The sequence below is a fragment of the Aurantimonas sp. Leaf443 genome, assembly GCF_001425575.1.
In the GTDB taxonomy this organism is placed as follows: Bacteria; Pseudomonadota; Alphaproteobacteria; order Rhizobiales; family Rhizobiaceae; genus Leaf443.
Genome location: NZ_LMRD01000001.1, coordinates 212,462 through 225,159, shown reverse-complemented (window position 1 = coordinate 225,159; position 12,698 = coordinate 212,462). Strand labels below are relative to the sequence as shown.

Here is a 12,698-nt window from a genome sequence, read left to right as displayed (position 1 = left end):
ATTGCGCCGCCTGTCACTCCGCCGCCTCGCGCCGTGCGGGCTCGTCGGCATGGTCGCCCTCCGCCCGGGCGCGTCGGTCGTGCTGGGCCGCGAGCGGCGAGACGTCGGCCATGGCGAAGGAATCCACCGCCACGACGCGTGCCGTCGCCTCGGCCGCCGCCTCGAGGCGCGCGACCTCGTCGGCGGTGACGATGCCGGCCTTCAGCGCGGCCTCGGCATCGCGGATCTTGGCCTCGCGCATGCGCTTCTGGATCGGCGCCACCTCGCAGACCAGCGCGAAGGCCTCTTCCAGGTCGTTCAGCGGATGGTCCGGGCGCCCTTTGCCGAGATAGAGGTCGGGCGTCAGCCGGTCGCGCTGCGAGGAGGGCCGCATCAGGATGTCGGCGACCTCGGCGGTCAGCTCGTCCGACGGCTCCTCGAAGGGCACGCCGAGCGGGAAGGCCAGCGCGCGCACGGTGCCGGCCGCCACCCGCGAGGGCAGGTTGGCGAGAACGCCGTCGAAGGCGAGGCCGATGCGGGCGTAGCCCTTGGCCATCACATATTCCACGAGCGGCCGGTCGGCCTCGGGGCGGCCCTCCGTCTCGAAGCGCTTCAGCGCCGCGCCGAGGAGATAGAGTTCGGCGAGGATGTCGCCGAGGCGGGCCGAGAGCATCTCCTTGCGCTTCAGCGCGCCGCCGAGCGTGAGCAGCGCCATGTCGGCGAGGAGCGCGAAAGCCGAGGAGAAGCGCGAGAGCTGGCGCCAGTGGCTGGTGAAACTCGTGTGCCTGGGCGCGTGGGCCGCCAGACCGCCCGTCCAGCCATGCAGCATGGCGCGGCCGGCATTGACCGCGGAGTGGCGCACATGCGCCCAGAAGTGCCTGTCGAACTCGGCGAGGCCCGTCTCCCGGTCCTCCTCCGAGAGGGCCAGGAGCTCCTTCAGCATGTAGGGATGGGCGCGGATGGCGCCCTGGCCGAAGATCATCAGGTTGCGCGTGAGGATGTTGGCGCCCTCGACGGTGATGCCGATGGGAACCGAGCGCCAGGAGGGGCCGAGATAGTTCTTCGGCCCGTCGATGATGCCCTTGCCGCCATGCACGTCCATCGCCAGCACGATCGACTCGCGCATGCGCTCGGTGGCATGCGCCTTCATGATGGCCGAGACGACCGAGGGCTTGTGGCCCTCGTCGAGGGCGGCGACCGTCAGGCGGCGCGCGGCGTCGATCTGGTAGGCGTTGGCGGCGAGATCGGCGAGCGGCTTCTGGATGCCCTCGAAGAGACCGATGGGCGTCTTGAACTGCGTGCGCACGCGGGCATAGGCGCCGGTGAAGCGGGCGCAGGAGGCGGCGGCCGCCGCCGACTGGGAGGGCAGCGAGATGCCGCGCCCGGCGGCGAGCGCCGTCATCAGCATGCGCCAGCCCTGGCCGATCTGCGCTTCGCCGCCGAGGATCCAGTCCATCGGGATGAAGACGTCCTTGCCGTAGAGCGGACCGTTCTGGAAGAAGGTGAACTGCGGGAGGTGACGGTCGCCGGTGCGCACGCCCGGCGTGTCGGTCGGGATCAGCGCCACGGTGATGCCGAGCGAGGGGCCGCGGCCGAGGTGGTTCTCGGGATCGTAGAGCTTGAAGGCCAAGCCCATCACGGTGGCGACGGGGCCGAGCGTGATGTAGCGCTTCTCGAAGTTCAGGCGGATGCCGAGCACCCGCTCGCCTTCGTGCTCGCCATATTCGATGATGCCCGAATCGGTCATCGAGGCGGCGTCGGAGCCGGCCTCCGGCGAGGTCAGGCCGAAGCAGGGAATCTCGCGGCCGTCGGCGAGGCGCGGCATCCAGTGGTCGCGCTGGGCCTGCGTGCCGAAATGCAGCATGAGCTCGCCGGGTCCGAGCGAGTTCGGCACCATGACGGTGACGCCGGCCACGACGCTGGCCGAGGACACCTTGCGCACGACTTCCGAATGGGCCGTGTTGGAGAAGCCGAGGCCGCCATATTCCTTCGGGATGATCATGCCGAAGAACTTGCGGCTCTTCAGGAAGTCCCAGACCTCAGGCGGCAGGTCGCGGTCCTCCCAGGCGATCTTCCAGTCGTCGATCATGGCGCAGAGCTCGTTCACCGGCCCGTCCATGAAGGCCTGCTCCTCGGCGGTGAGCTTGGCGGGCGCCATGGCGACCAGCCGATCCCAGTCGGGATTGCCGGAGAAGAGCTCGCCGTCCCACCAGACCGTGCCGGCGTCGATCGCCTCGCGCTCGGTCTTGGAGATCGGCGGCATCACGGTCTTGGCCCATTTGAAGATCGGGCGGGTGAGTTTCTCCTTGCGGAATTCTGCGATGCCCATGGCTGGTGCCTCCTCCTGCCGGTCCTGTGGCCGCGCCTCGGACGGCGGCCGGTTTCGGCGCGTCCGCGATCAGCGACCCTGAGAGTCTGCCTGGCGGCCCGCAGGAACAAGTGCCTTAGGGCCTCCACCGTTCCAATGAACCATACGTCTTACGTAAACGTCAATCGCCGGATCCGCAACTTGGCGTGAGGCGGCGCGGGAAACGCGCGGCCCGTGGGTCTCCTGGGTCTCCCGGCTTCCGTCGGCCGCATCCCGTGCCGGACGCGGGCGCGGCGCTAGCGCGCCTTGCCCTCGGCGGCGATGGCGCGATGGCCGATATCGGTGCGGTTGAATCCGTCGGCCCAGTCGACCTGGGCCACGAGCCCGTAGGCGCGCGCGGCCGCCTCGCGGACGGTCGAGCCGAGCGCCGTGACGTTCAGCACCCGCCCCCCGTCGGCCACCAGCGCGTCGCCGCGCCGCGCCGTGCCGGCGTGGAAGATCTTGGTGCCCTCGGGCTCGGCCGGCAGGGCGATGGCGCCGCCGCGCGCCGGCGTGCCGGGATAGCCCTTCGCCGCCATGACGACGGTCAGCGCCGGCTCGCGCGTCCAGGTCGGGGCCACCTGCGAGACATCGCCGCGGGCGCAGGCGAGGAGGATGGGCAGGAGGTCGTCCGTCAGCCGCATCATCAGGACCTGGCATTCGGGATCGCCGAAGCGGACATTGTACTCGATGAGCTTGGGGCCGTCTCTCGTCAGCATCAGGCCGGCATAGAGGACGCCGGAAAAGGGCGTGCCGGCCTCGGCCATGCCGGCGAGGGTCGGCACCACGATCTCGCGCATGGCGCGGGCCGTCGTCTCCTCGTCCATCGGCACGGCGGGGGAATAGGCGCCCATGCCGCCGGTATTGGGGCCCTCGTCGCCGTCGAAGACGCGCTTGTGGTCCTGCGCCGTGCCGAAGACGACGGCGCCCTCCCCGTCGCAGAGGCAGAAGAGGCTGGCCTCCTCGCCTTCGAGAAACTCCTCCACCACGATCTCCGCGCCGGCCGGCGCGCCCTCGAAGATCGCGTCGACCGCCTCGAGCGCCTCCTCCAGCGTCGCGGCGACGGTCACGCCCTTGCCGGCGGCCAGCCCGTCGGCCTTCACGACGATCGGCGCGCCCATGCGCTCGACATAGTCGCGTGCGGCCTCCCGCTCGGCGAAACGCCCGTAGCCGGCCGTCGGGATGTCCTTCAGCGTGCACAGGTCCTTGGTGAAGCCCTTGGAGCCTTCGAGCCGGGCGGCCGCGGCCGAGGGGCCGAAGACGAGGAGCCCCGCCGCGCGCAGGTCGTCGGCGAGACCCGCCACGAGCGGGACCTCGGGGCCGACGACGACGAGCGACACCTCGTTCCGCCGGCAGAAGGCGGCGACCGCCTCGTGGTCGGACACGTCCAGCGCGACGCATTCGGCGTGTTCGGCGATTCCCGGGTTGCCGGGCGCGGCGAAGAGACGGCCGAGCTCCGGCGACTGCGAGAGCTTCCAGGCGAGGGCGTGCTCGCGCCCGCCCGATCCGATGAGAAGGATGTTCAAGGTCCAGCTACCCCGAAGGCCGCGGGAAGGCTTCCGGCGGCGGTCGAAGCCGATTACGGTCGCGCGGGCCGCAAGGTCAACCCGGCGTGCTTCGCGCATCGGGCAGAAAGTCGCGCCGCGCGCCCGCCGCGCCGGCCACAGACGGGATGAGAGAGCGTCCGCGCATGTCGAACTTGAGGGATAGCGTCGGCGCCGGGTCCGACCGCGTCGCGGACGCCCCGTCGAACACCTTCGTCTATCGCGCCCTGCCGCGCGCCGCCTGGCCCTATGCGCAGCTGGCGCGCTGGGACCGGCCGATCGGCTGGCAGCTTCTCCTGTGGCCCTGCTGGTGGTCGGCCGCGCTCGCCCCGCAGGCCATCGCGCCGACCGCCGTGCATACGGGCCTGCCCAATCCCTGGCACCTCGTCCTGTTCCTGATCGGCGCGATCGCCATGCGGGGCGCGGGCTGCACCTACAACGACCTCGTGGACGAGGAGATCGACGCCAGGGTCGCGCGCACGCGCTCGCGCCCGCTGCCCTCGGGGCGCGTCACGCGGCGCAGCGCCAAGGTCTTCCTCGTCGCGCAGGCCCTTGTCGGCCTCGCGGTACTCGTGCAGTTCAATCTCTTCGCCATCCTCCTCGGCATGGCCTCGCTCGGCGTCGTGGCCGTCTATCCGTTCCTGAAACGGGTGACGGACTGGCCGCAGCTCGGCCTCGGCTTCGCCTTCTCCTGGGGCGCCCTGATGGGATGGGCGGCGTTCTGGGGAGAGCTTTCGGGGAGCGCGCTCGCGCTCTATGCCGGGTCGATCCTCTGGACAGTCGGCTACGACACGATCTACGCCCACCAGGACAAGGAGGACGACGCGCTGGTCGGCGTGCGCTCCACGGCGCGGCTGTTCGGGTCGCGCACGCGCGGGGCGCTCGTCCTGCTCTACGGGGCGACGCTCGCCCTCTTCGCCCTCGCCTTCCTCGTCGCCGGGAGCGGGGCCGCCAATGCCGGGCCGTCCTGGCCGGCCTATGCGGGGCTGCTCGTCGGCGCCGCGCAGATGGGGTGGCAGATCCGCAAGCTCTCGATCGACGATCCGGACCAGTGCCTGAAGCTCTTCAAGTCGAACGGCGTCTTCGGCTGGATCGTCTTTCTCGGCCTCGTCTTCTCCGCGCTCTGGTCGCTGTCCTTTCCCGTCAGGCCCTGAGGCGGACGAGCGGACGGGCGCGGAAGGGTCGCGTCAGTCGCGGGCGATGATCTCCTCGCCCTCGATGACCATGCGCATGCCGAGGCCCGGCTTGCGGCGGGCGAGGAATCGCGGGCGGCGGCTGCGCGAGACCGAGCGGCGGCGGGGCGCCGGGCTCGAGGCGCGGATGCGGCCGAGCGTGTCCTCCAGCGCGTGCAGCGAGCCGTCGGCCTCCACCATCAGCATCGGCAGGGAGAAGAGGTCGGCCCAGCCGCGCCAGTCGGCCGCCACGTCGAAGAGGTCGGTGGCGACGAGGAGCGGCACGGTGAAGCGCGGGTCGTCGTGGTGGAGTTCGAGCGTCACCGTCACGCGGCCCTCGCCGTCCTCCATGGCGCGGGCGGCCACGCCCTTGAAGGCGCGCGGCGAGAGCGCGATCGAGACCGGCAGGCCGGAGCGCTCCAGGCGCCGGTTGATGACCGCGCCGCGCTTGTCGACGCGATAGAGGACCGTTTCGCCGTCCTCGACCATTTCCACGCTCTGACGCCGGTCGGCGGCCTGGGGATCGAGACGGACGGGGACGGAGGCCCATTCGGGACGGATCGACTTGGTGCTCGGAGCGATGCTCATGCGTCTTCTCGCCTTCTGCCTCTCGCGGCGGACCGGAAGACCGGCCCATCCGTTCGGCCGATGTGTCCCGGCCTTCGATGAGTGAAAGCTACGGCACTCGCCTTGCACTCAGGCTAAGAAAGGCAGTTAAACGAAGATGATCTCAAGCAACACCTTTGGTTCAATTGTTTGAATCAAACCTGAACGAGCTTGCCGGGATTTAGGATGTTGTAAGGATCGAACAGCGCCTTGATGCCGCGCATGAGTTCCATCTCAACACCTTGTTTAGCCTGTGCCAGCTCGTCTCGCTTCAACTGGCCGATGCCGTGCTCGGCCGAGAAGCTGCCGTCCATCGAGGCGACGATGCCGTGCACGATGGCGTTCATCTCGCGCCAGCGCGCCAGGAAGGCCGCCTTGTCCGCCCCGACCGGCTGGGAGAGATTGTAGTGGATGTTGCCGTCGCCCAGATGCCCGAAGGCGACGACGCGCACGCCCGGCATGGCGGCCTCGACCGCCGCGTCGGCCTTTGCCAGGAAGTCCGGCACGCGCGAGACCGGCACCGAGACATCGTGCTTGATCGAGCCGCCCTCCGGCTTCTGCGCCCAGCTCATCTCCTCGCGCATCTTCCAGAAGAGGGTGGCGTCGGCGATGGAATTGGCGATGGCCGCGTCCGCCACCAGCCCGGCCTCGAAGCCCTGCTCCAGGATCGATTCCAGCGTCTGGCGCGCGTCCTCGGCCGAGCGGGCCGAGGAGATCTCGATCAGGACGTACCAGGGATGGGGCTCGCCCAGCGGGTCGCGGGCGCCCGGCGTGTGGCGCAGGGTGAACTCGATGCCGATGCGCGGCATCAGCTCGAAGGCGGTGAGGCCGGAGGCCGCCGCCCGCTCGGCGCGTTTCAGGAGTTCGAGCGCGTCGCCGGGCGAGCCGAGGCCGACATAGGCGACCTCGCGGCCCGCCGGCCGCGGAAAGAGCTTCAGCACCGCCGCGGTGATGACGGCGAGCGTGCCCTCCGATCCCACGACGAGATTGCGCAGGTCGTAGCCACGATTGTCCTTCTTCAGGCGCCGCAGGCCGCGATAGACCTCGCCCGAGGGCAGGACGGCCTCGATGCCGAGGCACAGTTCGCGCGCGTTGCCATAGGCGAGCACGCCCGTGCCGCCGGCATTGGAGGCGAGGTTGCCGCCGATCTGGCAGGAGCCCTGCGAGCCGAGCGACAGGGGAAAGAACAGCCCGGCCTCCTCGGCCGCCGCCTGCAGGCGCTCCAGCACGACGCCGGCCTCCGCCGTCACGGTGCGCCCGGCGACGTCCATCTCGCGGATGCGGTCGAGTCGCGAGAGCGAGAGGAGGATTTCGGCCCGCGAGCGGGGCGCCTGCCCGCCGACGAGGCCCGTATTGCCGCCCTGCGGCACGACGGGCGTGCGCGTCTCGCTCGCCAGCGTCAGGATGGCCGAGACCTCCTCGACGCTGCCCGGCCGCAGCACCAGCGCGGTCTCGCCGGCATAGAGGTCGCGCGGCTCGTGCAGATAGGGGTCGATGAGGTCCGGGTCGGTCAGCGCGTGGCGCGGATCGACGAGGGCGGCGAAACGGTCCCGAAGGTCCGGCGAGAGGCTGGGGGCGAGCGTGTCCATGACGACTGGAATAGGCCCGGCGGGGCGCCCCTGTCGAGCCGGCGGGCGCCCTGCCCGCCGGCCGAAGCCCTCGTCTAGCGCGGCGCGGCGGCGCGGCGCAGCCGGTCGTTGATCGCCTCGCCGAGACCCTCGTGCGGGATGGGCGCGACGGCGATGGCGGCGATGGCCGGATCGTCGAAGGCCTTCAGCGCCGCGAAGAGATTGGCGGCCGCCTCGCGAAGGTCGCCGGAGGGGCTGAGCGACAGGGCCGCGCAGGCGCCGTCGAGGCCCGGAACCTCGCCCGGTCCGAAGCCGATATAGGCCTCGCCCGCCCGCACGCTCGTCGCCTCCAGCCGCACATGGCCCTGCGGCGCATAATGCGAGGCGAGCTGGCCGGGCGCGGTGACGGCGGCGCCCGCCGCGCGGTCGAGGACGGGGACGCCCGTGGCGGCCGAGAGTTCGGCGCGCGAGATGCCGCCGGCCCGCAGCAGAACGAGGGCCTCGTCGCCCCGCGGCGCGACGATGGTCGATTCCACCCCGACGCCGCAGGGCCCGCCGTCGAGGACGAGGGCGAGGCGCCCGGCAAGGCCCGAGGCCACATGGGCCGCCGTGGTGGGGCTGACGCGGCCGGACGGATTGGCGCTCGGGGCCGCGAGCGGGCGGCCGAGCGCGCTGGCGAGGCGCGCGCCGACCCCTTGCGGGCAGCGCAGCGCCACGGTGGCAAGGCCCGCCGTCGCCAGCGGATGGACGGGCGCCCCCTCGCGCCGAGGCACGACGATGGTCAGCGGCCCCGGCCAGAACGCCTGCGCCAGACGGCGGGCGAGAGGCCCAAGCGGCGACAGCTCTTCGGCCATGGCGAGATCGGCGACGTGGCAGATGAGCGGGTTGAAGCGCGGCCGCCCCTTGGCCTCGAAGATGCGCGCGACCGCCTCGCCCGAGGATGCGTCGCCCGCGAGTCCGTAGACCGTCTCGGTGGGAATGGCGACGAGCTGACCGGCGCGCAGGAGGTCCAGCGCCTCGGCCTCGGCATGCGGGTCGTCCGCCGGCCTCACCTTCGTCATCGACATCCCTCGGTCCTGTCCGGGCCGGGCTTCAAGGGCCGGCCGTCGCGGCCCGGCGGTATCAAAGAGAGCCGGAAAACGAAAGGGCAGCGACGGGAGGGGGACCGTCGCTGCCTGTCGGGAGGTCGAGCCGGGGGAGGAGACCGGCTCTCATGACCGCGATTGAAACGGGCGGCGGGTCCGTGCGTTGCAGCATGAAGCTGCGACAGGCTGTCGCAGAGAGAGGCGCCGGCGTTGCGGCGCCGGTTCAGCGCGTGGCGGCGAAGGCCTCGGCGAGACGGCGTTCGGGCGCCAGCGGGCCGTTCGCGGTCTGCGCCAGCACGACGCGCCCCCCGCGGCTGCCGCCGGCGAGGATGGCGCGGGCGAGGACGTCGGGCGTCATCGCCGGGCCGAACGCGGTCGGCGCGCCGCGGGCCTCGCGCAGGAGATCGAGGAAGCGCGAGCGCGCCGCGCCTTCGAGCGGCAGGATGGAGGTCTGGGCGCCGATGGCGGGCGCGGGCCCCTGCGGCGGGATCGCGGCCTCCGCCGGGGCGACGAGGAAGCGGCCGATGCCGGACTTGGCGCTTTCGATCGCCTGCGCGAAGCTCGACCATCGGGAGGCGAACTGTTCCATCGCCTCGGGTGCCAGCGCCGTGGGCGCGAGAGCCGCGCCGGCGCCGGGCGCGACGGCGGCCGGGCGATGCTCCTCGCGCGCCACGTCCGTCAGAAGCTTCAGCGGGTCGACCGGGTGGCGCCCGGCCGGGCCGTAGGCGGCCAGAAGCGCCTCGTCGTGGTTCTGGGCCGGTGCCGCCTTGGTCGCGGCCTTGGCGGGTTCGGCGATCTGCGCGACGGCGGCCTTGGTCTCCGCGCCGAGCGAGGCGACGAGCGCGTTCGGGTCCTCGGCGGGACGCTCGATCAGCTTGTCGAAGGGCCAGGCGGCCTTGAGGCCGGCCGCGTCCAGCGAGGCGACGTTGACGTCGATATCGGCCTGCGCGCCCTTCACGCGGTAGGGGCAGCTTGAGCGCGAGCAATTGTGCATGGAGGAGAACTGCCAGAGCGCGTAGGTCGGCCAGGTCTCGGTCGGGAACTTGCCGGAAATGTCCTCGCGATAGCGCGCGTACCAGAGCGGCAGGCGCGAGAGGAGCGGATAGGCCTCGCGGCGCTCCGAGATGTATTTGGCGGTGGAGCCGTTGGTGTAGAGGACGGGATAGCGGCCGGTGCGGATCTTCACCTGGTCGGCGAAGATCTCGGCATCCGAAAGGCTCATCCACTCGGACGTGTTGTCCTCGATGTCCAGCGCGATGAGATCGTCCGGGCCGGGCTCGGCGAAATCGACGAAATGATCGGCCTGTTCGCGCGGATTGCCGGGACGGCCGAGATGATAGGCACCCCAGAGCAGGCCCTTCATCTTCGCCATCTCGCGGCGCGTCATGAAGAGTTCCTTGGTGACGGAGTATTTCCACCACCGGTTCTTGCAGAGCTTGAAATCGGACGCGGATTCGGGCCCGCAATTCCACTCGGGCGGCAGCCCGTCGGAGGCCTTGTTGATGAAGCCGGAGATGCGCTTGTCGGAGGTGAGATCCGTCCAGTTGATCGGATTGAACTCGTAGGCGTCGATCACGAGCGCCTTGTCCTCGCCCTTCCAGGGCGCGTTCCATTCCGCCCTTGCGGGGGCGGCCTGCGCGAGAACCGACAGGGCGGCCATGGCGCAGGCAAACTTGACGGCAGCCGCGAGCGCGGCGCTCAACTTCGTCATGCGGTGCATTCCCCCTCGACATCGGGACGCCGGCCTTCCCTCCGTCGCCTCCTTTCGGATGCGCCGGGCTGCGGCGGCGTTTCTCTATGGGGCGGGTCGCGGGGCTCGAGGCCCGTCGCGGTCCGCTCCTGTCAGGCCGGTTGCCGTCCCCGGGCGTAACCCTTTGACAACCGAGCGCTTCACGCTGATGTCTTGAGGTCACATTCCGGCAGGTTCCGGGCGCTTGCGATCACAAAATATTTCAATCACGGCGCAAGGCAAGGGTCTGCAATCGCAGATCGATCCTACCGGACAAACGTTTCGCCAAGCTTGCAAGATCGCGGACAGCGCCCCCGCGCGGCAAGCGGCCCGCGCCGCGGCTCTTCGCCGGCCGAGCGGCCCGAGCTGGCGCATCGCGGCCTCCCCCGCGCCACACGCGGGAGAGGCACGGGCCGCGCGGAACACGGCTCGCGGCGGATTTGGTTAGCCGGCGATGCGGCTGAAATCGGCGACGGAACGCGTGGCGCGGCGGATGCGCGCGAGGAGCGCGAGGCGGTTGGCGCGCAGCGCCGGGTCCTCGGCATTGACGAGCACCGTCTCGAAGAAGGCGTCGACCGGCGCCCGCAGCTGCGCCAGCGCCCCCATGGCGCCGGCATAGTCGCGCGCGGCCACGCAGGCGCCCGCCTCGGTCTCGGCCGTCTCCACGGCCTGCGCGAGCGCGGCCTCCTCGGGCGAGGCGAAGAGCGCGGGATCGACGCCCTCCCCCATGGCGCCGCCCTTCTTCTCCTCGGCGGCGAGGATGTTCTCGGCGCGGCGCGTGCCGGCCAGGAGATTGCGGCCGTCCTCGCTCGAGAGGAACGCCCCGAGCGCCTCGACGCGGCGCGTGACGTCGAGAAGGTCGTCGTCGGCACCCGCCGCGCCCGAAAGCACGGCGTCCACGAGATCGTGGCGGGCGCCGGCCTCGCGCAGCAGCACCTTCAGCCGGTCGTGGAAGAAGGCCATGAGGTCGCCGGCCGGCACGAAGCGGCCGAGCGGGAGCGAAATGGCGTTCTCCGACAGGATGCGGATGAGGCCGAGCGCGGCGCGGCGCAGGGCGTAAGGATCCTTGGAGCCCGTCGGCTTCTCGTCGATGGAGAAGAATCCGACCAGCGTGTCGAGCTTGTCGGCGAGCGCGACGGCGATGGCGACGGGGTCGCTGGGCACGGCGTCCGAGGAGCCCTGCGGCTTCCAATGGTCCTCGATCGCGGCCTGCACGCTCGGGTCCTCGCCCTGCAGCGCGGCGTAGCGCCGGCCCATCAGGCCCTGCAGCTCCGGAAACTCGCCGACCGCCTCGGTCGTCAGGTCCGCCTTCGCCAGCACGGCGGCGCGGCGCGACAGGGCGGGGTCGGCGCCGACGAGCGGGGCGAGGGTCTCGGCGAGATCGGCGATGCGCGCCACGCGCTCGCCCTGGCTGCCCAGTCTCGCATGGAAGGTCACGCCCAGCGCGTCGAGCTTGGCCATGCGCTGGTCGAGCGGCCTTGCGAGATCGAGGCCGAACCTCGCGGCGCTGCCCTTCAGGGCGTCGAGGTCCGGCAGGTCGGCCTGGTCGGTCTGCCAGAAGTAGAGCGCGTCCGAGAGGCGGGCGCGCACCACCTTGCCGTTGCCGCGCGCGATCTCCGCCCCGCCGTCGCTCGCCTCGATATTGGAGACGAGCAGGAAGCGGTTCGACAGGGCCTCGCCGCCGGCCCGGCGCGTGACGAAGCATTTCTGGTTGGCGCGGATGGTGAGCTGGACGACTTCGGGCGGGATGGCGAGGAACGCCTCGTCGAAGGCGCCCATGAGCACGACCGGCCATTCCACGAGGCCGGCCACTTCCTCCAGCAGCCCCTCGTCCGGCACGAGTTCCAGCCCGTTCGCGAAGGCGAGGTTCTGGGCGTCGTGGCGTATGATCTCCTTGCGCCGCTCGGCGTCGAGGACGACGCGGGCCTTTTCGAGGCTGGCCGCGTAGTCGTCGAAACGGCGCACGCGGATGGCGTCCGGCGCGTGGAAGCGGTGGCCGTAGGTGAGATTGCCCGAGGCGATGCCGGCGAACTCGAAGGCGACGACGACCGGCTCCTCGGTCTCCGGCCCGAAGGTGCACAGGATCGACTGGAGCGGGCGCACCCAGCGCGGCGCGCCCGCCTGCGCCGAGACCGGACCCCAGCGCATCGACTTCGGCCAGGGAAACTCCCGCAGGATCGCCGGCATGAAGCCGGCGACGATCTCCTCCGTCGGCCGGCCCGGCTTCTCGACGGTCGCGACGTAGAAGTCGCCCTTCTTCGGGTCTGAGCGCGTCTCGGCCTCGTCGAGGCTCGCAAGCCCCGCGGCCTTCAGGAAGCCTTCGATGGCCTTCTGGGGCGCGTCGGTGCGCGGGCCCTTCTTCTCCTCGCGCAGGGTGCGCGAGCGCGCCTCGAGGCCCCGGATGTCGAGCGTCAGGCGCCGCGGCGTCCAGTATTCGCGCGCGCCCTCGTAGGTCAGGCCCGCCTCGACGAGGGCCTCCGTCACCAGCCGGCGCAGATCGCCCGCCGCCTTGCGCTGCATGCGGGCGGGGATTTCCTCGGAGCGGAGTTCGAGCAGGAGGTCGGGCATCGATGTCCTTCGGCGCGGGCGGCGTGTCGTTGGCCGCGTTCGTAGGCGCTCGGGCGGAAGGCGTAAAGATGGCAAGCGGCGCGGCGCGGGCGGGATCGGC

At 71.3% G+C, this 12,698-nt stretch carries 8 protein-coding genes; 1 reads left to right on the top strand and 7 read right to left on the bottom strand.

Features of this window, described 5'->3' with window-relative positions; translation table 11 throughout:
• Positions 1-13: 13 nt before the first annotated feature.
• Positions 14-2,308 carry an acyl-CoA dehydrogenase gene (locus ASG48_RS00920; RefSeq protein ID WP_055843929.1) on the bottom strand — a complete coding sequence of 765 codons (2,295 nt, stop codon included), beginning with the start codon at positions 2,306-2,308 and terminating at the stop codon, positions 14-16.
• Between the two features lie 275 nt (positions 2,309-2,583).
• Positions 2,584-3,852 carry a phosphoribosylamine--glycine ligase gene (gene purD / locus ASG48_RS00915; protein ID WP_055843927.1) on the bottom strand — a complete coding sequence of 423 codons (1,269 nt, stop codon included), beginning with the start codon at positions 3,850-3,852 and terminating at the stop codon, positions 2,584-2,586.
• A gap of 164 nt (positions 3,853-4,016) precedes the next feature.
• On the opposite strand from purD, the gene ubiA reads away from it, so the two are divergent.
• Positions 4,017-5,024, top strand: a complete 1,008-nt coding sequence (gene ubiA / locus ASG48_RS00910; RefSeq protein WP_055843925.1) for a 4-hydroxybenzoate octaprenyltransferase — start codon at positions 4,017-4,019, stop codon at positions 5,022-5,024.
• Positions 5,025-5,057: 33 nt separating this feature from the next.
• Here the strand turns inward: ubiA and ASG48_RS00905 are convergent, their stop codons facing one another.
• The 5 genes from ASG48_RS00905 to glyS form a co-directional block, all read right to left on the bottom strand.
• On the bottom strand, positions 5,058-5,630 hold the full coding sequence (locus ASG48_RS00905; RefSeq protein ID WP_055843924.1) for a DUF6101 family protein: 573 nt from the start codon (positions 5,628-5,630) through the stop codon (positions 5,058-5,060).
• A 173-nt stretch (positions 5,631-5,803) separates the two neighbouring features.
• On the bottom strand, positions 5,804-7,237 hold the full coding sequence (locus ASG48_RS00900; protein ID WP_055843922.1) for an FAD-binding oxidoreductase: 1,434 nt from the start codon (positions 7,235-7,237) through the stop codon (positions 5,804-5,806).
• Positions 7,238-7,311: 74 nt separating this feature from the next.
• Positions 7,312-8,277 (bottom strand): L-threonylcarbamoyladenylate synthase, encoded by a 966-nt coding sequence (locus tag ASG48_RS00895; protein WP_055845304.1) that lies wholly within the window; start codon positions 8,275-8,277, stop codon positions 7,312-7,314.
• 247 nt (positions 8,278-8,524) lie between these two features.
• Positions 8,525-10,012 carry a glycoside hydrolase family 25 protein gene (locus ASG48_RS18635; protein ID WP_244486677.1) on the bottom strand — a complete coding sequence of 496 codons (1,488 nt, stop codon included), beginning with the start codon at positions 10,010-10,012 and terminating at the stop codon, positions 8,525-8,527.
• Between the two features lie 462 nt (positions 10,013-10,474).
• Positions 10,475-12,598, bottom strand: a complete 2,124-nt coding sequence (gene glyS, locus ASG48_RS00885; protein ID WP_055843918.1) for a glycine--tRNA ligase subunit beta — start codon at positions 12,596-12,598, stop codon at positions 10,475-10,477.
• Positions 12,599-12,698 lie beyond the last annotated feature (100 nt).